26 protein-coding genes are annotated in these 24,826 nt (G+C 66.0%); 16 read left to right on the top strand and 10 right to left on the bottom strand.

Translation table 11 applies throughout. From position 1 onward, the window contains the following. Nucleotides 1-33: 33 nt before the first annotated feature. From AC5RVB_RS04055 to AC5RVB_RS04030, 6 genes are all read left to right on the top strand, one after another. Nucleotides 34-825 (top strand): helix-turn-helix transcriptional regulator, encoded by a 792-nt coding sequence (locus tag AC5RVB_RS04055; protein WP_227901904.1) that lies wholly within the window; start codon nucleotides 34-36, stop codon nucleotides 823-825. After that, nucleotides 825-2,300, top strand: a complete 1,476-nt coding sequence (gene sufB / locus AC5RVB_RS04050) for a Fe-S cluster assembly protein SufB (RefSeq protein ID WP_227901903.1) — start codon at nucleotides 825-827, stop codon at nucleotides 2,298-2,300. Before AC5RVB_RS04055 ends, sufB begins: the two co-directional genes overlap by 1 nt. Further along, entirely contained in the window at nucleotides 2,300-3,631 is a 1,332-nt protein-coding gene (gene sufD / locus AC5RVB_RS04045) for a Fe-S cluster assembly protein SufD (protein WP_494142036.1), read from the top strand. Before sufB ends, sufD begins: the two co-directional genes overlap by 1 nt. A 106-nt stretch (nucleotides 3,632-3,737) precedes the next feature. Beyond that, the gene (gene sufC / locus AC5RVB_RS04040) at nucleotides 3,738-4,508 is read left to right on the top strand and encodes a Fe-S cluster assembly ATPase SufC (protein WP_227901901.1); all 771 of its coding nucleotides are present in this window, start codon (nucleotides 3,738-3,740) and stop codon (nucleotides 4,506-4,508) included. Between the two features lie 38 nt (nucleotides 4,509-4,546). Beyond that, nucleotides 4,547-4,876, top strand: a complete 330-nt coding sequence (locus tag AC5RVB_RS04035; protein ID WP_227901900.1) for a metal-sulfur cluster assembly factor — start codon at nucleotides 4,547-4,549, stop codon at nucleotides 4,874-4,876. A 106-nt stretch (nucleotides 4,877-4,982) separates the two neighbouring features. After that, entirely contained in the window at nucleotides 4,983-5,396 is a 414-nt protein-coding gene (locus AC5RVB_RS04030) for a hypothetical protein (protein WP_494142035.1), read from the top strand. A 29-nt stretch (nucleotides 5,397-5,425) separates the two neighbouring features. On the opposite strand, the gene AC5RVB_RS04025 is transcribed toward AC5RVB_RS04030, so the two are convergent. From AC5RVB_RS04025 to AC5RVB_RS04015, 3 genes are read right to left on the bottom strand one after another with little or no spacing between them, the layout of a single operon-like run. After that, on the bottom strand, nucleotides 5,426-6,112 hold the full coding sequence (locus AC5RVB_RS04025) for an energy-coupling factor transporter transmembrane component T family protein (protein WP_494142034.1): 687 nt from the start codon (nucleotides 6,110-6,112) through the stop codon (nucleotides 5,426-5,428). Beyond that, on the bottom strand, nucleotides 6,109-6,819 hold the full coding sequence (locus AC5RVB_RS04020; RefSeq protein ID WP_494142033.1) for an energy-coupling factor ABC transporter ATP-binding protein: 711 nt from the start codon (nucleotides 6,817-6,819) through the stop codon (nucleotides 6,109-6,111). The genes AC5RVB_RS04025 and AC5RVB_RS04020 overlap by 4 nt, the downstream gene beginning before the upstream one ends. Continuing rightward, entirely contained in the window at nucleotides 6,819-7,532 is a 714-nt protein-coding gene (locus AC5RVB_RS04015; protein ID WP_494142032.1) for a biotin transporter BioY, read from the bottom strand. Before AC5RVB_RS04015 ends, AC5RVB_RS04020 begins: the two co-directional genes overlap by 1 nt. Nucleotides 7,533-7,788: 256 nt before the next feature. On the opposite strand from AC5RVB_RS04015, the gene AC5RVB_RS04010 reads away from it, so the two are divergent. Together AC5RVB_RS04010 and AC5RVB_RS04005 are read left to right on the top strand one after the other, a co-directional pair. Further along, nucleotides 7,789-9,387: an ABC-F family ATP-binding cassette domain-containing protein gene (locus AC5RVB_RS04010; RefSeq protein ID WP_290245063.1), complete on the top strand. Its 1,599-nt coding sequence runs from the start codon at nucleotides 7,789-7,791 to the stop codon at nucleotides 9,385-9,387. A 202-nt stretch (nucleotides 9,388-9,589) separates the two neighbouring features. Next, the gene (locus AC5RVB_RS04005) at nucleotides 9,590-10,984 is read left to right on the top strand and encodes a hypothetical protein (RefSeq protein ID WP_494142031.1); all 1,395 of its coding nucleotides are present in this window, start codon (nucleotides 9,590-9,592) and stop codon (nucleotides 10,982-10,984) included. Between the two features lie 18 nt (nucleotides 10,985-11,002). On the opposite strand, the gene AC5RVB_RS04000 is transcribed toward AC5RVB_RS04005, so the two are convergent. The 3 genes from AC5RVB_RS04000 to AC5RVB_RS03990 are packed head-to-tail and all read right to left on the bottom strand — an operon-like array spanning nucleotide 11,003 to nucleotide 12,546. Continuing rightward, nucleotides 11,003-11,869: an SURF1 family cytochrome oxidase biogenesis protein gene (locus AC5RVB_RS04000; RefSeq protein ID WP_494142030.1), complete on the bottom strand. Its 867-nt coding sequence runs from the start codon at nucleotides 11,867-11,869 to the stop codon at nucleotides 11,003-11,005. Continuing rightward, on the bottom strand, nucleotides 11,870-12,148 hold the full coding sequence (locus tag AC5RVB_RS03995; RefSeq protein WP_494142029.1) for a hypothetical protein: 279 nt from the start codon (nucleotides 12,146-12,148) through the stop codon (nucleotides 11,870-11,872). Continuing rightward, nucleotides 12,145-12,546: a DUF3099 domain-containing protein gene (locus AC5RVB_RS03990; RefSeq protein ID WP_290245059.1), complete on the bottom strand. Its 402-nt coding sequence runs from the start codon at nucleotides 12,544-12,546 to the stop codon at nucleotides 12,145-12,147. The genes AC5RVB_RS03995 and AC5RVB_RS03990 overlap by 4 nt, the downstream gene beginning before the upstream one ends. A 113-nt stretch (nucleotides 12,547-12,659) precedes the next feature. Between AC5RVB_RS03990 and AC5RVB_RS03985 the strand changes: the two genes are divergently transcribed. Together AC5RVB_RS03985 and AC5RVB_RS03980 are read left to right on the top strand one after the other, a co-directional pair. Then, entirely contained in the window at nucleotides 12,660-13,388 is a 729-nt protein-coding gene (locus AC5RVB_RS03985) for a beta-ketoacyl-ACP reductase (RefSeq protein WP_227901888.1), read from the top strand. A gap of 121 nt (nucleotides 13,389-13,509) precedes the next feature. Continuing rightward, nucleotides 13,510-14,265 carry an SDR family oxidoreductase gene (locus tag AC5RVB_RS03980; RefSeq protein WP_227927809.1) on the top strand — a complete coding sequence of 252 codons (756 nt, stop codon included), beginning with the start codon at nucleotides 13,510-13,512 and terminating at the stop codon, nucleotides 14,263-14,265. Here the strand turns inward: AC5RVB_RS03980 and serB are convergent. Beyond that, nucleotides 14,262-15,167, bottom strand: a complete 906-nt coding sequence (gene serB, locus AC5RVB_RS03975; protein WP_494142028.1) for a phosphoserine phosphatase SerB — start codon at nucleotides 15,165-15,167, stop codon at nucleotides 14,262-14,264. The two genes, AC5RVB_RS03980 and serB, sit on opposite strands and share 4 nt — an antisense overlap. 125 nt (nucleotides 15,168-15,292) lie before the next feature. Here serB and AC5RVB_RS03970 point away from each other — a divergent pair, with 125 nt between their 5' ends. From AC5RVB_RS03970 to AC5RVB_RS03945, 6 genes are all read left to right on the top strand, one after another. Further along, a complete protein-coding gene (locus AC5RVB_RS03970; RefSeq protein WP_494142027.1) occupies nucleotides 15,293-16,081 on the top strand; it encodes an ABC transporter ATP-binding protein in 789 nt (262 codons plus the stop codon). 13 nt (nucleotides 16,082-16,094) lie between these two features. After that, nucleotides 16,095-16,898 (top strand): TrmH family RNA methyltransferase, encoded by an 804-nt coding sequence (locus AC5RVB_RS03965; protein ID WP_494142026.1) that lies wholly within the window; start codon nucleotides 16,095-16,097, stop codon nucleotides 16,896-16,898. Nucleotides 16,899-16,988: 90 nt separating this feature from the next. Further along, nucleotides 16,989-17,876: a hypothetical protein gene (locus AC5RVB_RS03960; protein WP_494142025.1), complete on the top strand. Its 888-nt coding sequence runs from the start codon at nucleotides 16,989-16,991 to the stop codon at nucleotides 17,874-17,876. Nucleotides 17,877-18,010: 134 nt separating this feature from the next. Next, nucleotides 18,011-18,268: a type B 50S ribosomal protein L31 gene (locus tag AC5RVB_RS03955; protein ID WP_146361982.1), complete on the top strand. Its 258-nt coding sequence runs from the start codon at nucleotides 18,011-18,013 to the stop codon at nucleotides 18,266-18,268. Between the two features lie 116 nt (nucleotides 18,269-18,384). Continuing rightward, nucleotides 18,385-19,464 carry a lipoate-protein ligase LplAB gene (lplAB, locus tag AC5RVB_RS03950; RefSeq protein ID WP_290245054.1) on the top strand — a complete coding sequence of 360 codons (1,080 nt, stop codon included), beginning with the start codon at nucleotides 18,385-18,387 and terminating at the stop codon, nucleotides 19,462-19,464. A 93-nt stretch (nucleotides 19,465-19,557) separates the two neighbouring features. Next, complete coding sequence (locus AC5RVB_RS03945; RefSeq protein ID WP_227901881.1) at nucleotides 19,558-19,896, top strand: cupin domain-containing protein; 339 nt, start codon at nucleotides 19,558-19,560, stop codon at nucleotides 19,894-19,896. A 54-nt stretch (nucleotides 19,897-19,950) separates the two neighbouring features. Here AC5RVB_RS03945 and pepN read toward each other — a convergent pair whose 3' ends face one another. From pepN to AC5RVB_RS03930, 3 genes are all read right to left on the bottom strand, one after another. Beyond that, the gene (pepN, locus tag AC5RVB_RS03940; RefSeq protein WP_494142024.1) at nucleotides 19,951-22,560 is read right to left on the bottom strand and encodes an aminopeptidase N; all 2,610 of its coding nucleotides are present in this window, start codon (nucleotides 22,558-22,560) and stop codon (nucleotides 19,951-19,953) included. An 8-nt stretch (nucleotides 22,561-22,568) separates the two neighbouring features. Beyond that, a complete protein-coding gene (locus AC5RVB_RS03935) occupies nucleotides 22,569-24,317 on the bottom strand; it encodes a hypothetical protein (RefSeq protein ID WP_494142023.1) in 1,749 nt (582 codons plus the stop codon). A gap of 211 nt (nucleotides 24,318-24,528) precedes the next feature. Continuing rightward, the coding region (locus AC5RVB_RS03930) for a putative sulfate exporter family transporter (protein WP_494142022.1) at nucleotides 24,529-24,826 on the bottom strand (298 nt) is incomplete at its 5' end.

Raw genomic sequence — 24,826 nt, 5'->3', positions numbered from 1 at the left:
GAAACGGGGAACAGATTAGGTCATGCTTGTGTTGTGTATTCTGTGAGCAACTCTGAAACCAAGGCGGCGGCCGCGCCAGGCGCTGCCCGCGAAGCGGAGGAACGCACCAGGGACAAGGTACTCGGTGCGGTTCTGGAACACGGCCCGGTGAGTGCGGCCGAGCTGGGCGAACGGCTGGGCTTCACACCCGCAGCCGTGCGCCGCCACCTTGACGCACTTTCCGCCAAGGGGCTGATCCAGGTAAAACTGGTCCGCAACTCGGCCTCCGGAGCCGGACGGCCGGCACGGCGCTATGTCCTCAGCCCGCAGGGCCAGGCGTACCTGGGCAACGATTACCTGGATATTGCCACGGAGGCACTGCGCCAGCTCGGTGCCGGACTTGGACCCCAGGCCATTGAGGCGTTCGCCGCGAACCGGTTCGCCGAAATGGAGAAGCGTTACCGTCCCGTGGTCGACGCCGCCGGGCCGGAAACGGCGGACCGGGCCGAGGCGCTGGCTGCGGAGCTGACCAAGGACGGTTTTGTTGCGTCCACCACGATGATCGGCGCCACGGCAAAAAAGAGCACGCTTCTCAGCGTCCAGCTCTGCCAGGCCCATTGTCCGATCCAGGGCCTGGCCACGGCCTACCCCGTCTTCTGTGACAAGGAGACCGAAGTTTTCGCCCGCCTTCTGGACGTGGATGTCCGCAGACTTTCCACGCTGTCCAGGGGCGGACACGTTTGTACGACCCACATTCCCGTGGGCCGGACCAGATCTGCGCCGCAGGTACCCCTGCACGCCGAGACCACCCAGACCACATCCATTCATCAGCAAGAAAGGCCGTGATGACGGATCAAGTAACCCAGAAGCCATCGGCACCTGCCACGGTGCCGGATTCTGTGATTTCAGACATCCTGGAGAAAAACCCTGAGCTAGAGGGTATTGGCAACTATGAGTACGGCTGGGCCGACTCCGACGTCGCCGGTGCAACCGCCCGCCGCGGCCTGAGCGAGGAAGTCGTCCGCGACATCTCCGCGAAGAAGAACGAGCCGCAGTGGATGCTGGACCTCCGCCTCAAGGGCCTGAAGTACTTCGACCGCAAGCCCATGCCGACCTGGGGCGCAGACCTCTCCGGCATCGACTTCGACAACATCAAGTACTTTGTGCGCTCCACCGAGAAGCAGGCGAACACCTGGGAGGACCTGCCCGAGGACATCCGTAACACGTACGAGAAGCTCGGCATCCCCGAAGCGGAGCGTGGCCGCCTGGTCTCCGGCGTTGCCGCCCAGTACGAGTCCGAGGTTGTTTACCACCAGCTCCGCGAGGACCTGGAACGCCAGGGCGTTATCTTCCTGGATACCGACACCGCACTGAAGGAACACCCGGAAATGTTCCAGGAGTACTTCGGCACGGTTATCCCGGTGGGCGATAACAAGTTCGGCTCGCTGAACACCGCCGTGTGGTCCGGCGGCTCCTTCGTGTACGTCCCCAAGGGCGTCCACGTGGAAATCCCGCTGCAGGCCTACTTCCGCATCAACACGGAAAACATGGGTCAGTTCGAGCGCACGCTGATCATTGCGGACGAAGATTCCTACGTCCACTACATCGAGGGCTGCACCGCGCCGATCTACACCTCGGACTCGCTGCACTCCGCCGTCGTCGAGATCATCGTGAAGAAGGGCGCCCGCGTCCGCTACACGACCATCCAGAACTGGTCCAACAACGTGTACAACCTGGTCACCAAGCGTGCCATTGCACACGAGGGCGCCACCATGGAGTGGATCGACGGCAACATCGGTTCCAAGGTCACCATGAAGTACCCGGCTGTCTACCTGGTCGGCGAGCACGCCAAGGGTGAGACCCTGTCCATCGCCTTCGCCGGCGAGGGCCAGCACCAGGACACCGGATCCAAGATGGTCCACATTGCTCCCAACACCAAGAGCTCCATCATCTCCAAGTCCGTGGCCCGCGGCGGCGGCCGTGCTGCCTACCGCGGCCTGGTCCAGGTCCGTGAAGGCGCCAAGCACTCGGCCAACACCGTGCGCTGCGACGCCCTGCTGGTGGACACCATCTCCCGCTCGGACACGTACCCGTACGTGGACATCCGCGAAGATGACGTCACCATGGGCCACGAAGCCACTGTTTCCCGCGTCAGCGAGGAGCAGCTGTTCTACCTCATGTCCCGCGGCCTTCCCGAGGACGAGGCAATGGCAATGATCGTGCGCGGCTTCATTGAGCCGATCGCCCGTGAGCTGCCGATGGAATATGCCCTTGAACTCAACCGCCTCATCGAACTCCAGATGGAAGGAGCCGTCGGTTAATGTCGAAGCTTAACGACGTCGTCGAAACAGTGACCGAGAAGGTCAGCAACGTAGTGGAGGAGGTCAAGGCGAAGGTCGGCTCCTCCGAGTCCAACCGCATCCGCATTGACGGCTTCACCGAGGAAGGCGAAAACCTTTCCCCGCTGAATGACGATTCCTCGCCCCTCGGCGGCGACAGCAGCACGGCCCACAGCCACGGCGGCGGAGAGGGCATCCCGGACAGCTCCCGCGCCGGCCGGATGACCTCCTACCACCGGGCTGACTTCGGCAAACTGAACGGACGCGAAGAGGACTGGCGGTTCACCCCGCTTAAGCGCCTGCGCGGCCTGCACACTGCGGACCTGAACGGTTCCGCACCCGAGCTGGCAGTAGTGGCTCCGGACGGTGTTCTCGTGGAGAGCATTGCCCGCACCGATGCCCGCATCGGCTCGGCCGGTATTCCGGAGGACCGGGTGGCTGCGGCTGCCTGGGAGGACTTCAGTGAAGCCACCGCTGTGACCCTGCCTGCCGAAACCGTGGTGGACGGCAGCGTCACGCTGACCATCAACGGTGTCAGCAAGGATCCCGCCGCGCAGCACATTGTGATCACCGCGCAGAAGTTCTCCAAGGGTGTTGTGGTCCTGGACCACAAGGGTTCGGCCGTGCTGTCCCAGAACGTGGAGATCGTGGTTGAGGACGGTGCAGAGCTGACCGTGGTCTCGGTCCAGGACTGGGACGACGACGCCGTGCACGCCTCCGCCCAGTACGCCAGGATCGGCCGCGACGCGAAGTTCAAGCATGTTGTCGTCAGCCTCGGCGGCGACCTGGTGCGCATCACGCCGTCGTCCAAGTTCACCGCCACCGGCGGTGACGTGGAAATGTTCGGCCTGTACTACGCCGACGCCGGCCAGCACCTGGAACAGCGTCTGTTCGTGGACCACGCAGTACCCAACTGCAAGTCCCGCGTGATGTACAAGGGCGCCCTGCAGGGCCGCGACGCGCACACCGTGTGGGTTGGCGACGTCCTGATCCGCAAGGAAGCAGAAGGCACCGACACCTACGAGGTCAACCGCAACCTGCTGCTGACCGACGGCGGCCGTGCCGACTCCGTTCCGAACCTGGAAATCGAAACCGGACTGATCGAGGGTGCCGGCCACGCCAGCGCCACCGGCCGGTTCGACGATGAGCATCTGTTCTACCTGATGGCCCGCGGCATCCCCGAGGAAACCGCCCGCCGTCTGGTGGTCCGCGGCTTCCTCACCGAGATCATCCAGCAGATCAAGGTTCCGGCCCTGGAAGAGCGTCTCACCGACGCCGTCGAGCGCGAGCTCGAAGCCTCCGGAGCCTACTAGGACCTCACCGAAGGTGCCGGATCCTTCCGGCACCTTCGGATGTCCCGCCTTCCATCCCCAAAGCTTAGTAACGCACCACAGGGTGCAAAGGAGAAAGCCAACTCGCATGTCTACTCTTGAGATCAAGGATCTTCACGTCAGCATTGAGACCGAACAGGGCCGCAAGCCGATCCTGAAGGGTGTCAGCCTGACCATCAACACCGGTGAGACGCACGCCATCATGGGCCCCAACGGCTCCGGTAAGTCCACCCTGGCCTCCACCATTGCGGGCCACCCGCGCTACACCGTGGACAGCGGCTCCATCACCCTCGACGGTGAAGACGTCCTGTCCATGAGCGTGGACGAGCGTGCACGCGCCGGCCTCTTCCTGGCCATGCAGTACCCGGTAGAGGTCCCCGGCGTCACCATGACCAACTTCCTGCGGACCGCCAAGACCGCACTGGACGGCGAGGCTCCCTCGCTGCGTCACTGGACCAAGGACGTCAAGGCAGCCATGTCCGACCTGCGCATTGACGCCGACTTTGCCCAGCGCAACGTCAACGAAGGCTTCTCCGGCGGTGAGAAGAAGCGTGTGGAGATCCTGCAGCTCGAGCTCTTCCACCCGAAGTTTGCCATCCTGGACGAGACCGACTCCGGCCTCGACGTGGACGCGCTGAAGGTTGTCTCCGAGGGTGTCAACCGTGAGCACTCCAAGGGCGGCATGGGTACGCTCCTGATCACGCACTACACGCGTATCCTGCGTTACATCAAGCCTGACTTCGTCCACGTTTTTGTTGACGGCCACATCGCCGAGCAGGGCGGCCCCGAACTGGCAGACCGGCTCGAAGAAGAAGGCTACGACCGCTTCACCGGCGCCAACGCCGCAGCCGGCGCGTAACTGATACACGCGACACAGAGCAGCTGAAGGAGCAACATATGAGCGACTCCGATCTGGCCCAGACGTCCCTGGAGGACGTCGAAGAGGCCCTCAAGGACGTCATTGACCCCGAACTGGGGGTGAACGTGGTGGACCTCGGCCTGCTCTACGGGCTGAAGTACGCCGACGACGGCGCCCTGCTCATCGATATGACGCTGACGACGGCGGCCTGCCCGCTGACGGACGTGCTCGAAGAGCAGACCGCCCAGGCACTCGACGGCGTTGTCGACGAGTGGCGCCTGAACTGGGTATGGATGCCGCCGTGGGGACCTGAAAAGATCACCGACGACGGACGCGACCAGATGCGGGCCCTCGGCTTCAACATCTAGCAGGTTCGCTGCGCCATCCACGAAGGGCCGCCACCGGAACCACTCCGGCGGCGGCCCTTCTGCGTGTCGCGGCGACGGCACACTCCGGCGGTGCTACGTTCTCGCCATGGGGAACACTATGGCCGGCGGGACCACGCATTTTCATGACCGGTATATCGACGCCTGGAATGAGGCCATGAGCACCGGGCGCAGCGCACCGATCGAGGAGTTCCTTTCCCCGGAATATCACGGCTGGCTGGGGCAGGAGGCTGCTGCCACCGCCCCCTTTGATGCCGCCACCGCCCGGGAAGGCTTTGCCGGCACCGTGGCAGACATGCAGGGGTGTACCGTACACGCGGATTTCCGCACCGTGACTCCGCGGGGGCGGGATGAGGCAGTTGTCTTCTATGAAATGACCTACCGCAGCGGCGCCGAGATCACCGGCCGCGCACTGCTGTTGGAGTCTTGGCGGCTCACGAACGGGGCGTGGCTGCTCTGCCGGGATTTCACCGAGGTCAACGTCGGACAGCCCGCAGGCTGACAGGGCAGCGTGGTACGGTCCGGTTCCGGCTAGCCCCGAGCGCCGGGACGCTCACGGTCCCGGGCAGGCTCATGACGTGCCCCGGAAGCCTCACCCAGCCCCCTGGCTGCGAGGGCATCTCCGGTCTGCCTGGCGTACGCCACCGAACGGATGACCACCGGCACCGTCAACGCCCGCGGATTGCGCTCCAGCCCGCGGGCCATTGCGGATTCCCGCACGTCCCTGGCGGACCCCAGCAGGAACGGAATGCTGCGCAGCATCAGGGCCAGCGTGAGTCCAAACCGTTCCGGGTCGGCACCGGCAAAGCGCAGCGGCCACGCCAGCGACACAAGCCCGTCCAGCAGCTCCTGGGGAGAGGTGGCGAGGGTCAGCAGCCGGGCGGCAACAACACAGATCACGATATTGCCGGTCACCAGCACCGCGGTTACCGGCCCAGCGGACCAGATCTGGAACGCACCGAGCAGCACCAGCAGCGGCCACATCAGCCGCAACGGCTGCCAGATCCGGCGCAGCAGCCCGGCTGCGGCGTAAAGCAGGGCAACCAGCACCGCGGCGGCACCCAGCACAGTGGGGGAGGAGAACACCAGCACCGTGACGGACAGCGCCACCAGCACTGCGGCTTTGGTCCACAGGGGCGCCGAGTGGACCAGGGAACATCCCTCCGTGTAGCCGCCAAGGAGGTCGGTTGCCGCCGCGCGGCCGGCCCGGCGCCTCACCGCACTCCGAGGGCCAGCGCCCGGTAGGCGGCTATGGCTTCCTGCGGACCGCCGTCGAACACCACCGAACCGTTCTCCATCACAATGACGCGGTCCGCGTCGGCGGCGAACTCCAGATCGTGCGTGGTGTAAATGACCTGTTGCGGGAGCGAGGAAAAGATCCCGCGCAGCCGTACAGTGTTGCGCAGGTCAAGCAGGGTGCTGGGCTCATCCGCAACCAGGATGTCCGGCTCCACCGCGAGTACGGAGGCCAGTGCCATCAGCTGGCGCTCACCGCCGGATAGGTCATAGATACTTCTGTCCGCCAGGTCCAGCAGGCCCAGCGAAGCCAGCCGGGCTTCTGCTGTGTGCCGCCTCGCGGCACGGCCCGGCACCGAGGCACGCAGTGACAGCTCGACGTCGTCCCTGCCGGTCGGCATAACCAGCTGTGAGAGCGGATCCGTGAAGACAAAGCCGACCCGGCGCCGCACGGCCGCACCCTTGTGAGCCGTGTCCAGTCCGTCCACGGTGACGGACCCGGTGTCCGGCAGGACCAAACCGTTGAGGAGTTTCAGCAGGGTCGATTTGCCGGACCCGTTGGCGCCGATCACCGCTGTGCGGGGGCCGGCCAGTTCCAGGGAGAACGGATGCAGAATGGGCGGCGGTTCTGTATCCGTTCCTGGAGATGCCGGCAGAACGCTGACGTCCTGCAGCAGGATCCGAGGCATCAGCGCCGCGTCCGGCGGCCGGCCGGGGCCATCCCGGGGAAGGCCTTGAAAACGCTGACCGCCACGGCTGCAGCCAACAGGTTCTTCAGTACGTCGCCGGGCCAGAAGGCCATGTCAGCGGCCAGCGCCGCGCTGAAGTCCAGGTGTGCGTTCACCATCAGGCCGGTGATCCCGGCCGGGTGGACCACAAGGAAACTGGTTGTTATGGCGGCGGCGAAAAGCCACACATACCGCGCCCGGCTGATCCGGCGCAGCACCACCGCGGACAGGACGCCCACAACAAATGCCGCTACGGGAAAGGACAGCAGGTATCCGGCTGACGGTGCGGCCAGGACTCCCAATCCGCCGCGGAACCCGCTGAACACCGGAAGGCCCGCCAGCCCGGCGAGCAGAAACAGCCCCACCGCTGCCGCACCCCGGCCGGGACCGAGAATCATTCCGGTCAGCATAACGGCCAGCGTCTGGAGCGTCAGGGGCACGCCGGCGCCCAGCGGAATGCCGGGAAGAATGGAGAACACAGCTGTCAGTGCAGCGAAGACGGCTATCAGTGACAGGTCGGTGGGGGTCCAGGACCGTCGCGGAGCGCGGCGCTCCCGGCCCTGATGGGCACCTGCTGCCGCTTGTGCTCCGCCGTCGGGGGAGGTCTTTGCTGCGGCAGGACCGCTGCCTGCTGCGGGAGTTGGATCCGCCGCATTTGCCCGTGTGTTGTTCATCGCTGCACTTTCCGAAGTTGGAAGAGAACCGAACCGTCCCGCGTTTCGAACATTAGCGGCGCGCAGACGCGATTCCATTGGAGGTTTTCTACAAAACGGTCCGTGCGGCTAGACTGGGAAGGCTGTTCCGGCCAACAAGGCCTTCCCAACCGGTCCCTGTGACCCTCCCCGCCTCGGTGGATTCCCACCCGGTACGAGGCCCGCGCCCCGCGCAGCGTCATCAAGCAACACCAAAAACCTTCGAAAGGTCCACTGAGTGATTTCCGTATCTGGTCTCGAGCTGCGCGCAGGCGCACGCCTTCTCATGGAAGCGGTTTCTTTCCGTGTGGACAAGGGAGACAAGATCGGCCTCGTGGGCCGTAACGGCGCCGGGAAGACCACGCTCACCAAGGTCCTCGCCGGCGAGGCACTGCCTGCCGCGGGACACGTGAAGCGGGTCGGCGAGATCGGCTACCTGCCCCAGGATCCGCGGACCCCGGACATGGAGCAGCTGGGCCGCGACAGGATCCTTTCCGCCCGCGGGTTGGACAAGGTTTCCGCGCAGCTGAAGAAGTGCCAGGACGAGATGGCCAGCGATGACCCGAAGATCTCCTCGAAGGCCATGAACCGCTACGACCGGCTCGAGGCGGAGTTCCTTTCCGCCGGCGGGTACGCCGCCGAGTCCGAAGCAGCCACCATCTGCGCCAACCTGGCGCTGCCGGACCGGCTGCTGAACCAGCCGCTGAGCACCCTCTCCGGCGGCCAGCGCCGCCGCGTGGAGCTGGCCCGGATCCTGTATTCCGACGCTGACACCATGCTGCTCGATGAGCCCACCAACCACCTTGACGCTGATTCCATTGCCTGGCTGCGGGAATTCCTGAAGAACCACACCGGCGGCCTGATTGTGATCAGCCACGACACGGAACTGCTCGAAGCCACCGTCAACAAGGTCTTCAGCCTGGACGCCAACCGCGCCACCATCGACATCTACAACATGGATTGGAAGCGCTACAAGGTCCAGCGCGAGACCGACGAGCGCGCCCGTAAGCGTGAGCGCGCCAACACGGAGAAGAAGGCCGGCATCCTGCTGGCCCAGGCCAACAAGATGAAGGCCCGCGCCTCGGGCGCCTCCGCCGCGCAGAGCATGCTCAAGCGCGTGGACCGCCTGATGGGCGGGCTCGACGCCGTGCGCGCCACGGACCGGGTTGCCGCACTGCGCTTCCCGGATCCGGCCCCCTGCGGGAAGACCCCCATGATGGCTGAAGGCCTGAGCAAGAGCTACGGCTCGCTGGAAATTTTCACCGACGTGGACCTGGCCATTGATCGGGGTTCGAAGGTGGTCATCCTGGGCCTGAACGGTGCCGGCAAGACCACGCTGCTGCGCATGCTGGCCGGAGTGGACCAGCCCGACACCGGAAAGATCATTCCGGGGCACGGCCTGAAGGTGGGCTACTACGCCCAGGAACACGAAACCCTGGACACCGAGCGTACCGTCCTGGAAAACATGCGCTCTTCGGCGCCGGACATGGATGATGCCGAGGTCCGCAGCGTCCTGGGTTCCTTTATGTTCAGCGGCGACGACGTTGAGAAGAAGGCCGGGGTGCTCTCCGGCGGTGAAAAAACCCGCCTGGCGCTGGCCACCATTGTGGCCTCCTCGGCCAACGTGCTGCTTCTCGATGAACCGACCAACAACCTCGACCCTGCCTCCCGCGCGGAAATCCTGGGTGCCCTGAGCAACTACACCGGCGCCGTAGTGATGGTCAGCCACGATGAGGGTGCCGTTGCCGCGCTGAACCCGGAGCGGGTTGTCCTGCTGCCCGACGGCGACGAGGACCACTGGAACGAAAACTACCTGGACCTGGTCACGCTGGCCTGACCCGGATCCGGCACACCGCCGGATTTCCCCCGCCCGCAGCCGCCGCACTACAGAAAGCCACTGCGCCATCCCTTCGTTTTCCCCGTCCCTGCCCGTCCTGTCCGCTGTCCCGCGCTCCCGGCTTCTGATCGGCTCGGCCCTGGCACTGAGCCTCACACTCGGTGGCTGCGCAGCGGCGGGGGACACCCCTGCGGTTCCGGCCGTGGTGCTGACAGAGGAGGACGGCAGGACCGGGTTCTTCGACGGCGGTGCGGCAGCGGCCTCGCGGGCGGCCAGCGCCGCCTTTTTCCGCACGGCCCCTGTCGCCGTGGTCACCGCCGGTAGCGGGCCCCATCTGGCGGCAGCGGGTGAGGACGCCGCCAGGCTCGGTATCCCCCTGCTGCAGGTGGACGACGCTGCCGGGGAGGATCCCGCAGCCAGGGACGGCCTGCGGGCTGAACTCGACCGGCTGGAAACCACGTCCGTCCTGACCTACGGAACCCCGGACGCCGGCTGGGAGCCGGTACTGGGGAACCGTGAACTAACCGACGACGCCGGTGCGCTGCCGGACTTTGCCGCTCCCGCAGAAAAGGCTGACGCCGTGTTCCTCAGTGACGGCAGCCCCCTCGCTGCGGCCGCGGAGGCCACGGCTCGGGCTGCCGGAGCCACGGTTCTCCGCCTGCCTGGCGGAGACCCGCGGGCCGACCCCGACACGGTAGCGTTCCTGCACGGGCGTCCTGACGCGGACGTCTTTGCGGCCGGTGAAGCCTTCGGCACCCCCGAGCTCCTCGCGGACCGCGTAGCGGTGGCCCGGACGGGTGTCCAGCTCCCCGGCGGTGGCCAGACCGTGTTCCCCCAGCGGCGCATGGTGGCCCTCTACGGCCATCCCGGCGGGGGCAGCCTGGGTGTTCTGGGGGAGCAGGGGATTGCGGCAACCATCCAGCGCGCCAAGGACGCCGCGGCCCAATACCAGCCGCATAGCGCTGAGCCGGTCATTCCGGCCCTGGAGATTATCGCCACCGTGGCCAGTGCCGAGGCCGGTCCGGACGGCAACTACTCCCGCGTTACCCCCGCAGCCGATCTGCTCCCGTGGATTGAGGCTGCAGAAGCCGCCGGTGTGTATGTGGTGCTGGACCTGCAGCCCGGGCGCAGCACGTTCATGGATCAGGCCAAAACCTACACGGAGCTGCTGCAACGGCCGTCCGTGGGCCTGGCCCTGGACGCTGAATGGCGGCTCGCACCGGGACAGCGGCACATGGAGCAGATCGGGTCCGTGGACGCCGGGGAGATCAATGCGACGGCCCGCTGGCTGGCGGAGCTGACCCGGGAGCATGCCCTTCCGCAAAAGGTATTTATGCTGCACCAGTTCAATACCGCCATGATCACCAACCGTGACCAGGTTGACGTCAGCCATGACGAACTTGCGGTCAGCCTGCATGCCGACGGCCATGGCACCCCGGGGCAGAAACTGGAGACGTGGAATACGCTCCTGACCGGCCTGCAGCCCGGGATCTGGCCCGGGTGGAAGAACTTCTACGACGAAGATCTGCCGACTCTGACGCCGGAACAGACGTACACCGACGTCTCACCCAAACCCTGGTTCATTTCCTACCAGTAGCAGCCGGGTCCGGACCGGCTACAGCCCCTGCGCGTCCAGGATCGCGTCCTCTTCCTCTTCACCGGTCGGGCGCCGCTTTTTGCGCGGCGGCCGGCGCCGGGAGGGTGCCGGGTGCGCGGAGATCGTTTCGTCGTCGTCCTCGTCCTCGATCCGCCCGTAATAGCGGTTCAGGGCTTCCTGACGGGCGGCATAGCCCAGTCCGATAAACATCATCAGGCCGAAGGCGTACCACTGCAGGCCGTAGGAAAGGTGCAGGCCCTCATTTACCTCGGGGCGCGGAGCGGCTTCGGGTACAACGGCTGCGGAGGGGTCTTCGGCGGCCATCAGGCCGTAGGATCCCTGGTGCAGCGGGTAGTCCAGCTGCTCACCGAAGGCCGCCAGGTCAATGGAGGGAAGCTGCCCTTCCGGTGCGCTGCGGTCCAGGGCAGGTTCCCCCGGCTTCACGCGGGCCACCACGCTCACCCGGCCTTCGGGGGCCGCCGGAATGGTGTCCGGCCGCCCTGCCTCGTTATTGCCGATCGGCAGCCAGCCCCGGTTCACCGCGATAGCCGTGCCGTCATCAAGCTTCAGCGGCACCACCACCTCATAACCCGCGCGGCCGTTCAGCGGCCGGTTGCGGATAATCCGCAGTTCCGAGGAATCATAGGTGCCTTCCAGGCGTACCGGCAGCCATTCGGCGGATTCCTCAAAGCTGTCGAAATAGCGCGCGGCCTCGGCATAGGGGACCGGGTCGGCGTCGTAATTGGCCTCAATCCGGCTGGTATCCGCCAGCGATGCCGCACGGCGGTCCATCTGCCAGGACCCGAGCCAGGCGCAGGCGGCAGCAAAAATGCAGACGAGCACAAACCAGCCGAGCCAGCGGCTGGAAAGAAGAAAGCGGTACATCTATGCCTGCCCGCCTTCATCGGTTCCGGCTGCCCCGGAACCTGCATCGGCTCCCAACGGAAGGGTTTCCTTCCACAGCCCGCGGGTCCGCAGGTAGTCTTCCAGCCAGCCGCGGTGGTCCTCGCAGGAGAGCCAGGTTTTTCTTCGGTCCGGGGTATGGATCCGGGGGTTGTTCCACAGCAGCTGCCAGCGGGCATCATTCCGGCAGGCTTTCCGCGAGCACACGGGAGCCCCCTGATCGGGCGACGGAGCACCGGAGAGTGAGTCTAGGAGGTTCATGCGGTGGGCGGAGCCTTGTCTTCGTCGTCGTTATCAATAATCTCGCCCTGCACCACGCTGGTTTCGGGAGATTCAGTCCGGTCAGGGGATACCGGCGCTGCCGGGGCCTCCACCGCCGCAGCCGGAGGCTGCGAGATCATGGCGTCCGAGGCGGTCATGTTCCTGGTGTCCGAACCCCCGTTGGCGAGGATGACGGCAAAGTACGGGATAACGACGGCGCCCGCGATCACCACCCACAGCAGCCATCCGTGCACAAAAAACAGCAGGAAAAGGCAGACGACGCGGATGCCCATGGACACGCCGTATTTGACCATCCGGGCGTGCATCTCATCAGTGTGCGGCGTGGGTGCGGCCGTGATTCTGGGAACGCCGTCCCCGCGGTTTGTGTGCTTTGTCATCACTCTCCAAACAGGTTCGTCCATTCTCTCATTCCCGGCCGCGTTGTAGAAGTTGATTCGGTCCCACGTAGGATCGGAGCACCCCTGCCGAACGTGGAAAGAAGGAATATCCGTTGCAGAACACCCCAGAGCACGAGTCCGGCCGCAGCGTCCTGGTCACCGGCGGAAACCGCGGGATCGGGCTGGCAATTGCCCGGGCCTTCCTGGCCGGCGGCGACCGGGTTGCCATCACGTACCGCAGCGGCGAAGTGCCCGACGGCATGCTGGGAGTGAAGGCCGATGTGACGGACATGGCATCCGTGGACGCCGCATTCACCGAAGTTGAGGCGGCGCACGGGCCGGTCGAGGTTCTGGTAGCCAACGCCGGGATCACCCGCGACACGCTGCTGCTGCGGATGAGCGAAGACGACTTCACCGATGTTGTGGACACCAACCTGACGGGCGCCTTCCGTGTAATCAAGCGCGCCTCCAAGGGCATGCTGCGAATGAAAAAAGGCCGCGTAGTGCTGATCTCCTCGGTGGTGGGACTCTACGGCTCGCCCGGGCAGATCAACTACGCAGCCTCCAAAGCCGGCCTGATCGGCATCGCACGGTCACTCACCCGGGAACTGGGTTCCCGGAACATCACTGCCAACGTTGTGGCACCGGGATTCATCAACACCGACATGACCAAGGCCCTGCCCGAGGACACACAGAAGAACTATCTTTCCTCCATTCCCGCGGGCAGGTTTGCCGAGCCCGAGGAAGTGGCCAACGTGGTGCGCTGGATTGCCGGCAGCGAAGCGGGGTACATTTCCGGTGCGGTCATCCCGGTCGACGGCGGCCTGGGCATGGGCCATTAGCCGCAGGTAATGGCCGGTCCCGGATTCGTTGGAGGTTTCCTCAACTGTTCCCGGGACCGGCGGCTGGCAGGATGGGCTTTGGAGCACAACACTTAGATACTTTCCACAAAAAGGAGTTCCCATGGGCCTGCTGGAGGGCAAAGCCGCCATCGTCACCGGATCCTCACGCGGTATCGGAGCCGAGGTGGCGAAGTTCCTCGCCGCTGAGGGCGCCGGCGTCGTCGTCAACTACCGGCAGAAGGCGCCCCGCGCCAACAAAGTGGTTGCGGCCATTGAGGCCGACGGCGGCCGCGCTGTCGCCGTGGGTGCGGACCTGACCGTCCCCGAAGGCCCCGCCGCCCTGGTCGCCGCGGCGCAGGACAGTTTCGGCGGACTCGACGTCCTGGTGCTGAATGCCTCCGGCGGCATGGAAACCGGCATGGGAGAGGATTACGCGCTGAAGCTGAACCGCGACGCGCAGGTCAACATGCTTAAGGCGGCCCTGGACGTGATGCCCGCCGGTTCCCGGGTGGTCTTCGTGACCAGCCACCAGGCGCACTTCATCAAGTCAGTGCCCACCATGCCCGAATACGAGGCAGTGGCGCTGAGCAAGCGTGCCGGCGAGGACGCCCTTCGGGCACTGCTGCCGGACCTCGAGAGGAAGGGCATCTCGCTGGTGGTTGTCTCCGGCGACATGATCGAGGGGACCGTCACCGCCACCCTGCTGGACCGCGCCAATCCCGGAGCCATCGAGGCCCGCCGCGAGGAAGCCGGCAAGCTGTACTCGGTGGCTGAGTTCGGTGCCGAAGTGGCCCGCATGGCTACCGCGGACGTTCCCTCAGGGCATACCGAGTATGTGGGCGGGGCCGACTACCTGAAGGCCGGCGAGACCGCCTAGAGCTTCACAAAGTGCTGCACCACGTCCAGGTTGGGCAGGTTCAGCACGGCATCCGCGGCGGCCTGCACGGTCGGTTTGGCGTTGAACGCCACGCCCAGTGCGGCCGCCGCCAGCATGTCCAGGTCATTGGCACCGTCGCCCACAGCAACCGTATGCTCCCGGGCGACACCAAGCTGATCGGACCATTCGGCCAGCGACCGTGCTTTGACCGCGCGGTCCACCACGGCGCCACTGACCCTGCCCGTCAGTACGCCGTCCTCGATTTCCAACAGGTTTGCGCGTGAGAACGTCAGCTGGAGCCGGGCGGCCAGCGGCTCCAGGACCTGGCTGAAGCCGCCGGACACCACTGCCACACCGTGGCCTGCGGCCAGGAATTCCTTCACCAGAGCCTCGGCACCAACAGAGAGCTCAATCCGGGCCCCCACCTCGTCAATGACGGACGCCGGCAGTCCGGCCAGGGTTTTGACCCGGGCATGCAGGCTCGCGGCAAAATCCAGTTCCCCGCGCATTGCGGCCTCGGTCACGGCCGCCACCTCCGCTTCGCGACCGGCGTGGGCTGCCAGCAATTCAATAACTTCCTGGCGGATCAGGGTGGAGTCGACATCCATGACCAGCAGCTTCCGCGCCTTCTGCAGCAGCGACGGAGGCACCACCGCGCTCTGCTCTCCTCCGGCACGGACATCCACCGACGCCGCCGCGGTGGCGACGGCGGCGCGCAGGCGGTCCAGGCCGCCGTCGTACCCGACGTACAGCTTGCACACCGTGTACCCGTCTCCGCCCGTGTTCTCCAGTTCAAGGATCCGCGCTCCCAGGCCCGTAACCGCGCCTTGGACCGTGCCGAGGTAGGCGTCGGAGATCTCCCGTCCGTAGCTGACAACACTGTATTCGGGGGCGTTCGGCATGGCATCCGTTCTGCTTGGCAGGCGTAGGTACCTGGTGGGTAAGGGGTTCCCCGGCCGTCCTCGGAGCGGCCGCTGCGGCGTATCGTTTCGCCAATGTCCCTTTCTTTAGCCTAGTGTCTAGTGCTATGAGTGATGTTCTTGAATTTGCCGGCGTGAGCGTGGTTCGCGGCGGCAAGGCCCTGTTGGACGGCGTGAACTGGCAGGTCAAGGAGGGGGAACGCTGGGTCATCATGGGACCCAACGGCGCCGGTAAAACCACGCTCCTGCAGGTTGCCGGCGGCCGGATGCACCCCACCCGCGGCGTCGCGGGGATCCTCGAGGAGGTGCTGGGGGCCGTCGACGTTTTTGAACTCCGCCCCCGCATCGGCCTGGCTTCGGCTGCCCTGGCCGGACAGATTCCCGAGGACGAAACAGTTCTTAATGTCGTGCTGACCGCCTCCTACGGCATGACCGGCCGCTGGCGGGAAAAGTACGAAAAACTGGACGAACGCCGCGCCTTCCGCCTGCTGCATGACTGGGGTATGTCCACCTTTATGAACCGCCGGTTCGCCTCGCTCAGCGAAGGCGAACGCAAGCGTGTGCAGATTGCCCGCGCCCTTATGACGGACCCCGAACTGCTCCTGCTGGATGAGCCGGCCGCGGGCCTGGACCTGGCCGGCCGCGAAGACCTGCTCTTCCGTCTCGGGGAACTGGCCAGGGACGAGGAAGCCCCCGCCATGGTGCTGGTCACCCACCACCTCGAGGAAGTGCCCACCGGCTTTACGCACGCGCTGCTGCTGCGCGACGGCGGGGTAGTGGCAGCAGGTCCCATTGACGACGTCTTTACCGAGGAGCACCTGAGCACCGCCTTCGACCTGCCTTTGGAGCTGCGCCGCGACGGCGGCCGGTACTTCGCCACCGCACGCCGCAGCTAGGACCGGTGCACGGGTGAGCCTTGAGTACCTAAGCTCCGCCGACGATCCGCGCGTCAGCGACTACACCTCCCTGACGGACACCTCCCTGCGGCGCCGCAGGGAGCCTGTTGAGGGCATGTACATTGCCGAGTCCTCCAAGGTACTGCGCCGGGCGGTCGACGCCGGCCACAGGCCGAGGTCCTTCTTCCTCGCGGAGAAGTGGCTGCCGGACCTGCAGGACATCCTGGACCGTTTCCCCGAGGTTCCGGCCTTTGTCGGCACGGCGGACATCCTCGAGGAAATTACCGGCTTCCATCTGCACCGCGGTGCCCTCGCCGCAATGGAACGGCCTGCCCCGCTGGACCTGGCCGCACTGCTGTCCACCGCACGGCGCGTTGCCGTTCTGGAAGACATTGTCGATCACACCAATATCGGAGCGATCTTCCGCTCCGCCGCGGCACTGCAGGTCGACGCGGTGCTGGTGACGCCGCGCTGCGCCGATCCGCTGTACCGGCGTGCCATCCGGGTCAGCATGGGTACCGTGTTCCAGGTCCCGTGGGTACGCCTGACGGACTGGCCCGGCCAGCTCACCCAGCTGCGGGACGCCGGCTTTGTCACTGCGGCGCTGGCCCTGCGCGAGGATTCCCTGACCCTGGATGAACTCAGCGCACGCCGCGACGAACGCCTTGCCCTGATCCTCGGCACCGAAGGGGACGGACTGTCCGAGAGCACCCTTGCAGGTGTGGACCTGGCCGTGCGCATCCCGATGAGCGGCGGCGTCGACTCCCTGAACGTGGCAGCCGCCAGCGCCGTGGCCTTTTGGGAGTGCCGGCCGTAAAGGCCCGCCAGGCGCTTTGCTCTTACCCTGAGGCGGCCCAGGTGCCAGACTGTGCCCAGCCAGTCAGTTGGAAAAGCCAGTGGAGCCGCCATGGAAAGCCGTGCGATCGCCAGCCCGGGCCTTGCCCTGGCCCTCGCCGCTGCCCTGCTCCTTCCCCTTTCAGCCTGCGGGCCGACAGCGGACCAGCTGCGTGCCCGCGAGGAATCGGCCTCAGCCACCCCCCTTCAACCCCGCACGGCTGCCCCGCGTCCGACAGAGACGCCGGCCCCCACACCGGTTCAGCCAACACCCACCACCCCCGCCCGCGTGGGCGTCACCGGCAGCCAGGCCGGCATGCCCGCGCCCGTGCAGGACGCCTGCCAGTGGCTGCTGCGCCGTGACACGGCGCCCATGCCCGCTGCCGAAGCCGGGGAGTGCCTGTCCGCCGCCATGGCTGCCGGCGGGGGAGCAGTGCAAACCCTGGAAACGGAGACCAGCTGGCTGCCGGCGGGCACCTACACCGTTGCCTTCGCCACCACCCCGGAGTTTGCCCTGGAGCTGAACAACGAAGAGCTGGACGTTCACGTGAGTATCCGGGAGGGGCGCAGGGAGTTACGCCAGGCGGGCTCAGCCGTATCGGCGAATCCGGACGGTACGGCGGAAGAAGCGTATGCAGCGGTCATGGCAAACGCCGCCGAACTGACAGTCCGGCCGGAGCGCTTAGCGGGAATGGTGGCCTCGGCCCGGCCGGTGGAGGTGGCATATGCCGCACCGCTGGACGGCGCGCTCTTCACCCGGATCAGTGGCAGCTTCGACACCGCAGGCCGGGAGGCGCCGCCGGACCCGGCTTCCGGAGCGGAAATACCGGCCGGCTCCTTCACCCTTTTCCTGGATGATTACTACCGGCCGGTGCGGATTGAAATTCTCGGGCTGAACCAGGGCATATCCTCGCGGATTACGGCGGTAAACTCGCAGTGGGGCACCCTCCCTGCTCCCTGACGGCCGCGCCCGGGAGCCGTTTCCATGCGGAGGCGCTGATGCGCTAGTATGGGTTGCTGGCCGAAAACTCCGGCCGCTAAAGCTTTTAACCACCTGTGCCTGGCAAAATCCAGGTACCAAAAGAAGGTAAAACTGTGAAGTCTGATATCCACCCCAAGTATGCACCGGTTGTCTTCCGTGACCTGGCGTCCGACACCGCTTTCCTGACGGCCTCCACCGCCACCTCCTCCAAGACGATCGAGTGGGAAGACGGAAACACCTACCCCCTCATCGAGGTGGAAATCTCCTCCGCATCGCACCCGTTCTACACGGGCAAGCAGCGCATCATGGACTCCGCCGGCCGCGTGGAGCGCTTCAACGCCCGCTTCAAGGGCTTCGGCGCCAAGAAGTAACCCATTTGGGATAAAGAGCATTACTTGGAGAAAGGTCCGTCGGCATCTGCCCGGCGGGCCTTTCCCCGTCACGGGGCCGACCGGTTCCGGCACCGGTTCCAGCAGAGGAGTCCTTGATGGCAAGCGAAGAACAGTACGGCACGCGGCGGCACGGGGAATATAAGGTTCCCGGTGGCAAGCTCGTGGTAGTGGATTTGGACGTCCGCGACGGCCGTCTGGCTAACGTGTCCCTGGGCGGAGACTTCTTCCTGGAACCGGACGAAGCCCTGCTGGATATCAACGCGGCCCTGGAGGGCCTCCCGGCCGAAACCCCGTTCGGTGAGATTGCCGCCGCCGTACATGCGCGCCTGGCCCCCGACGCAGTGCTCTTCGGTTTCTCTCCGGAGGCCGTAGCCACCGCGGTGCGCCGCGCCTTGGGGAAGGCAACCGGCTGGGGTGATCACCAGTGGGAAATCATTCCTCCCACGCCGCTGTCCACGCATATGCACGTGGCCATGGACGAAGTGCTGGCCGAGGAAGTGGGCACGGGCCACCGGAATCCCACCCTCCGGTTCTGGGAGTGGGAATCGCCCTCAGTGGTTATTGGCAGCTTCCAGTCATTGAAGAATGAAGTGGACCCCGAAGGCGCCCGGCGCCACGGTGTTACGGTGGTCCGCCGCATTACCGGCGGCGGGGCAATGTTCATGGAGCACGGCAACGCCATCACCTATTCGATCTATGTTCCGCAGTCCCTGGTGGACGGGCTCAGCTTCGCCGATTCCTACCCGTTCCTCGACGCCTGGGTGATGGAATCCCTGAAGAAGCTCGGCATCCAGGCCTGGTACGTACCGCTCAATGACATGGCCACGGAGCAGGGCAAGATCGGCGGAGCCGCCCAGAAGCGCTTCAGCAGCGGCGGCATGCTGCACCACGTCACCATGTCCTACAACATCGATGCGGACAAGATGGTGGAGGTGCTGCGGATCGGCAAGGAAAAGCTCTCCGACAAGGGCACCACCAGCGCGAAAAAGCGGGTGGATCCCCTCAAGCGCCAGACCGGTCTCTCGCGCGAAGACATCATTGCCACCATGATGGACACTTTCACCACCCGGTACGGTGCCGTGCAGGCTGGTATCAGCGAGGAAGAGATGGCTCTCGCCGAAGAAAAGGTCAAGGAAAAGTTCAACACGCCGGAGTGGCTGAACCGGGTACCCTGATCCGCGGTACGGCCGCGGGGCAGAGTGGCCACGGTGCAGTGCGGGCGGGCTGGATGCTACCCCGGCCGCCGGTACCGGGCCTAGACTGCGGCCATGGAGAAAAAGTCACTCACTGCCCTCGCCCGCCGGCAGATGGAAACTGCCCGCCAGGCGTCCAGCGGACGCAGTGCCGCCACGGTCTACGGGGGACACGAACACGTCCTGCGCCAGACAGTCATCGCCCTGCAGGCAGGGTTCATGCTCGATGAGCATGAGAACCCGGGGGAGGCGACCGTCCACGTGCTCAAGGGCAGGGTCAGCCTGATTTCCGAAGGCATCACCTGGGACGGTTCCGCCGGGGACCTGCTGATTGTGCCGCAGGCGCGGCACTCCCTGAAGGCCCTGGAGGATTCGGCTGTACTCCTGACGGTCGCCAAGCGGGCAGCGCCCTAGCGTCGCTGCCCTTCAGGTTCACACTGCGCCTCCAGCGTCACTGCTCTTCCGGCGTCACTGCGCGGCGGCCTGCACCCGCAGCGATCGCAGCAGCTGGTCCTGCGCTTCGATGATGATCCGGCGGAGGGCTGCCGGTGCGTCGGGATGCAGCTCCAGCCACTCCACGGATTTCTGCACTACCGGGTGGTCCGCCGGGACAGTGCCGGGCAGCGCGTCCTGGTGGCCGGGATACAGTCCGCCCACCACACGAGAGGCCAGCTCGATGCTGCGGCCTGCCCATACTCCGGCCAGGGAGGAGAAGTAATCCTCTGTGTAGCCGTCCAGCAACTCGTGGCTGCCCAGCGTAAAGCCGGCAATGGTGGCCGAAAGCAGCTCATTGGACAGGGCATCCGAATGAACGGCGGCCTGCCAGGCCGAGTCCTTGACCGCCGGCTCGGGGAAGGCTGCGGCAGCGGTGGTGTACCCCACGCGGCCCGACGCCGTGTTGTCCCGTTCCAGCTCCGCGTTCAGTTCCGCACGGTTCGCCAGCCCGGTCGCTGCCAGGGCCAGCCACAGGCGCCACCGCAGATCGGAATCAACGGTCAGCCCGCTGATGCCGGTACTGCCGTCCAGTAATCCCCGCAGCAGCTGATGATGGGTGCTGCTGCGGCGTCCGGCTGCCGCAGCAGCACGGGCCCAGATGACCTGGCGGTCGCTGCCCGGCTCGGCAGCGTGGAGTGCGGAAACCATGGCGGCATAGAGCTCCTCGCGCAGCTCTCCGCGGAGCGAAGCAGGCGCGTAGTACTCCACGGCGGAGAGCGCGTTGTCCAGCAGGACCTGCAGCACCCCTGCACCGGACTCCTGCGGGGCCACGCGCTGGATGAGCCGGACGTAGTCGCGCGCACTGAGTACACCGTCGCGGACGCTGTTCCACAGGGCGGAGAGGCTGATTGCCCGGGCCAGGGGATCGGTGAGGCGGTGGAGGGAATCCATCAGCGTCAGCAGTGACTGCTGGTCAAAGCGGATCTTCGCGTACGTCAGATCCTCGTCATTGAGCAGCAGCAGTGCCGGGCGGCTCCGACCGGTCAGCTCGGGGACCTCGGTCCGGGCGCCCGCCACATCCAGTTCAATGCTGTCGGTGCGGATCAGGAACCCGGCGTCGTCAAAGTTGTACAGCCCGATGCGGAGCCGGTGCGGCCGCGGAACCTGTTCCCCGCTCACCGGATCCGGTGCGTTCTGGCGGATCACTACCGAGGTATAGTTCCCGGCGTCGTCGGTCTCCGTCTCCGGCACCAGTACCGGCACCCCGGCGGTCTGCAGCCACTGCCGCGACCACTGGCCCATGTCCCGGCCGGAAGCCGCTTCCAGGGCAGCCAGCAGGTCCGCCAGCGTGGTGTTGCCGAAGGCATGGTCGCGGAAGTAACCGCGTGCCGCTTCGATGAACGTGTCGAACCCTACGTAGGCCACCAGCTGTTTGAGCACCGAAGCGCCCTTGGCGTAGGTGATGCCGTCGAAGTTCTGTTTTGCTGCTTCCAGGTTCGGGATGTCAGCGACGATGGGGTGCGTGGTGGGCAGCTGGTCCTGGACGTAGGCCCAGGCCTTGCGCCGGTTCGCGAAGCTCACCCAGGAATTGGTGAAATCCGTGGCGCGGTCCACCGCGAGGGCGCCCATGTAGTCGGCGAAGGATTCCTTGAGCCACAGATCATCCCACCACGCCATGGTGACCAGGTCGCCGAACCACATGTGGGCCATCTCGTGGAGGATGGTGTTGGCGCGTGCCTCGTACTGGGCTTCCGTGGCCCGGGAGCGGAAGACATACGCCTCGGTGAAGGTCACCAGGCCCGGGTTTTCCATGGCCCCCAGGTTGTACTCGGGAACAAAGGCCTGGTCGTATTTCCCGAACGGGTAGGGGAAGGCAAAGAGGCGGTGGAAATAGTCCAGGCCCCGTTTGGTGACCGCAAAGATGTTCTCCGGATCAAAGTACTCCGCCAGGGAAGACCGGCAATAGGCCGCCAGCGGCACCTGCAGCTCCGAACCGTCCTGCAGTGTCATCGACCACTGGTCTTCGGCCCGGTGGTACGGGCCGGCCAGCACGGTGGTGATGTAGGTGGAAATGCGCTGGGTGGGCGCGAACTCCCAGCGGCTCAGGCCGCCGTCGTCCGTCTGCGTGCGGGAGGTTTCGCTACCGTTGGAGGCTACGTGCCAGCCGGCCGGGGCTGTGACGGAAAAGCTGAAGGAGGCCTTCAGGTCCGGCTGTTCGAAATTGGCGAACACCCGGCGGGCGTCGGCGGGTTCGTACTGCGTGTACAGGTACGTCTGCCCGTCAGCCGGGTCAACGAAACGGTGCAGGCCCTCGCCGCTGCGGCTGTACAGCGCCGTACCGTCCACGGTGACGGTGTTTTCTGCCTGCAGGCCGGGCAGGTGGATACGCGAGGAGTCCACGGCGGTGGCGAGGTCCAACTCCCGGCCGTTCAGCACCACGGAGGAGATCCCGCCGTGGATGAAATCAAGGAAGGTGGCCGCCCCGGGTTCGGAACAACTGAACACGATGGTGCTGGTGGACCGGAAACCGGCGGCGCCGGCATCTTCGGCATTACCAAGGTCCAGATGGACGTTGTAGGAGGTCACGGACAGCAGGCGGGAGCGCCGGGCGGCTTCGTCACGGCTCAGATTCTGGTTGGACACTTGTTCATTCAATCACCTTCACCGTACTTAGCGCGTCCGGCGGCCCGTCCGGTGCGCGCCGGGCCGCGGTGTCGAGCGGGGTCCTGTCCGGTGCGCGCCGGCAGGAAACGGCGGCCGAGTGCCTGAAAGGAGACAACGGCCAGGAGAATGAAATACGGGGTGTAGAGGTACAGGAAACGGGACCTCGCTTCCGAGAGCAGCAGGAACAGCAGCAGGCCCAGCAGCGCTATCCGCACGGCGGAGAGTTCCGGGCGCAGCAGGACCGGGGTCCGGAGCGCCAGCGGCACCGCGGCGAGGGCGAGGAGCAGGAACCAGGTTCCCTGCCACAGTGACAGCGTCCAGGGGAAATGGGGGCGGGTATTGCCGAAGAAGTCCTGGATGGCCTGGTCTGCCGGGTTGTCGGAGACAAAGTCGTTGCCGTCAACGGTGCCTTCACCCCAGGTAAAAAAGGACCCGTCGCCGGTGATCCACAGCAGTTTGTGGTTGAGGAACCCCGCGTAGCCTGCCGGACCCATGGCCTGGACCCGGGCAGCATAAACGTCCAGGCCATGCCGGAACCTCTCCTGCGGGTCTGCAATCTGCACCGTTGTTTCGGCATCGGACTGGTTGTAGCTGCCGTAGTACGGCCCGTGCGGCCCGGGTGCCTGCTGGGCGCCCACCTTGAGGAAATGGGTGGCGGGCAGGGCGCGGTCCGTGTCCGGCACCGCGGCGCTGTTCCGCTCAAAGGTGCTGATGCCTGCGTATGCCGCGAGGAAACTGCCCGTGACCACAGCCAGTCCCGCCAGGAGGCCGGCAGTACCCTGCCTGCCGGGCAGGAGGCAGAGGGCAGTGAGGCCGGCGGCCACCAGGCAGATGAGTACGGTGGGCTTGATGCCGTAGCCCACTGCACAGGCAGCGCCGGCAAGGATCCACAGAGGTATCCGGACCTGCCAGTGCCCGCTGCGGCAGGCGGCAAGCAGCAGGCAGAGGATCAGGATGGGGAACACCATCCCCACGGTGTCCGAATAGAGCACTCCCGCCCACGGGGAAAAGAGCACAAAGATGCCCAGCGGCAGCAGTGCCAGCACGGCGGCGCTGGTGCCGGCCAGCATCCGCGCCGCCCAGTACGTCAGCACCGTTACGGCAAAGAGGACGACGGCGTTCAGGAACGCGGCGGCCATCTCAAGGTCCGTCACGCCCAGGGCAGTGACGAAGCGGAGGTAGGCGGACAGCAGCAGCGCCAGCAGGGTGTTGTTCGGGTTGATGCCGAAATAGGAGGAGAGCGCTGTTTGTGTGCCCTGGGCCAACCCGGCAGCGGAGTCAAAAACAGCATGGGAATCCCAGTCCGCCGGCAGACGCACGGCAAACACCAGCCGGACCTGCAGCGCAAAAAGACCTGCCCACAGGATCACGCGCATCAGGTTCCGCAGCCCGCGGTGCCGGGAGAGCGCACCGGTACTCCGTTGTTGCAGCAGGTACAGCCCGGCCATCAGGACCAGGACGGCGCCGGCAGCTGCTGCGGCCCACCCCCGGGGATACTGCGAAAACCCGTAGTGCGGGCTGAGCAGATTGCCGATCACGGACCAGGCCGCAATCCCGCAGAAGACCAGTCCGGCCGCCGCCGGCAGGCGGGCGGCAAAGGTCAGCCGGGTTCCCGGTCCGTCTGCGGGCCGGCCCGGGCGACGTCCTGCACGCCGGTCGCGGCGACGTCCTGCGGCAGTGCCGGAAGGGTGCGCGGAGTCCGGAAGCATTCCGGGCAGGCGGGCATCCGAGGCCATTCAGGCTCCAATCCACGGCGCGCGGAAACCCGCCTTCCGTTCCTGATGGGATGGCTGTGCTCCTCCTCGTTGGACACTAGGCGGCCGTGCATCCCAGCCACAAGTAGAGGGGCGGATTCCGGCCTGCCGGCGCCGCTACCGGCAGTGTGTTCCCCGGCGCCTCCGGTGCTTTCCCTGCACCGGATGCACCAGCTGCCTGAGCTGCCTTCGGTCAGCCGGTAATGGCCACCGCTACGCCCAGCCCCAGCCCCGCCACCAGCGCCCAGGATGCCAGGGCGGCGGCGACGGCACGGATGCCGGAAGCAAAGAGCGCCCGGACCCGCACCCCGGCGCCCAGTCCGAACAGGGCGGCGGCAAAAAGCAGTTCCTGGAGCACGGATGCCACCTCCAGTGCCGGTGCAGGCAGCAGCCCGAAGGTACGCACGAGGATGAGGGCGAGGAAGCCGAGCACAAACAGGGGAACCAGCGGCGGCCGCGGACCCGCCCCGGAGCCGGAGGCGCGGTCCGCG

This window comes from Arthrobacter sp. Y3225209, from assembly GCF_059090685.1.
This window is presented reverse-complemented; position numbering and strand designations above follow the sequence as displayed.

Coding starts and splice junctions, on each gene's coding strand:
- sufB (WP_227901903.1), top strand. CDS start 825: ATGACGGATCAAGTAACCCAGAAGCCATCGGCACCTGCCACGGTGCCG.
- sufD (WP_494142036.1), top strand. CDS start 2,300: ATGTCGAAGCTTAACGACGTCGTCGAAACAGTGACCGAGAAGGTCAGC.
- sufC (WP_227901901.1), top strand. CDS start 3,738: ATGTCTACTCTTGAGATCAAGGATCTTCACGTCAGCATTGAGACCGAA.
- AC5RVB_RS04035 (WP_227901900.1), top strand. CDS start 4,547: ATGAGCGACTCCGATCTGGCCCAGACGTCCCTGGAGGACGTCGAAGAG.
- AC5RVB_RS04030 (WP_494142035.1), top strand. CDS start 4,983: ATGGGGAACACTATGGCCGGCGGGACCACGCATTTTCATGACCGGTAT.
- AC5RVB_RS04020 (WP_494142033.1), bottom strand. CDS start 6,819: ATGCCTCGGATCCTGCTGCAGGACGTCAGCGTTCTGCCGGCATCTCCA.
- AC5RVB_RS04015 (WP_494142032.1), bottom strand. CDS start 7,532: ATGAACAACACACGGGCAAATGCGGCGGATCCAACTCCCGCAGCAGGC.
- AC5RVB_RS04000 (WP_494142030.1), bottom strand. CDS start 11,869: ATGTACCGCTTTCTTCTTTCCAGCCGCTGGCTCGGCTGGTTTGTGCTC.
- AC5RVB_RS03995 (WP_494142029.1), bottom strand. CDS start 12,148: ATGAACCTCCTAGACTCACTCTCCGGTGCTCCGTCGCCCGATCAGGGG.
- AC5RVB_RS03990 (WP_290245059.1), bottom strand. CDS start 12,546: ATGACAAAGCACACAAACCGCGGGGACGGCGTTCCCAGAATCACGGCC.
- AC5RVB_RS03980 (WP_227927809.1), top strand. CDS start 13,510: ATGGGCCTGCTGGAGGGCAAAGCCGCCATCGTCACCGGATCCTCACGC.
- serB (WP_494142028.1), bottom strand. CDS start 15,167: ATGCCGAACGCCCCCGAATACAGTGTTGTCAGCTACGGACGGGAGATC.
- AC5RVB_RS03970 (WP_494142027.1), top strand. CDS start 15,293: ATGAGTGATGTTCTTGAATTTGCCGGCGTGAGCGTGGTTCGCGGCGGC.
- AC5RVB_RS03960 (WP_494142025.1), top strand. CDS start 16,989: ATGGAAAGCCGTGCGATCGCCAGCCCGGGCCTTGCCCTGGCCCTCGCC.
- lplAB (WP_290245054.1), top strand. CDS start 18,385: ATGGCAAGCGAAGAACAGTACGGCACGCGGCGGCACGGGGAATATAAG.
- AC5RVB_RS03945 (WP_227901881.1), top strand. CDS start 19,558: ATGGAGAAAAAGTCACTCACTGCCCTCGCCCGCCGGCAGATGGAAACT.
- AC5RVB_RS03935 (WP_494142023.1), bottom strand. CDS start 24,317: ATGGCCTCGGATGCCCGCCTGCCCGGAATGCTTCCGGACTCCGCGCAC.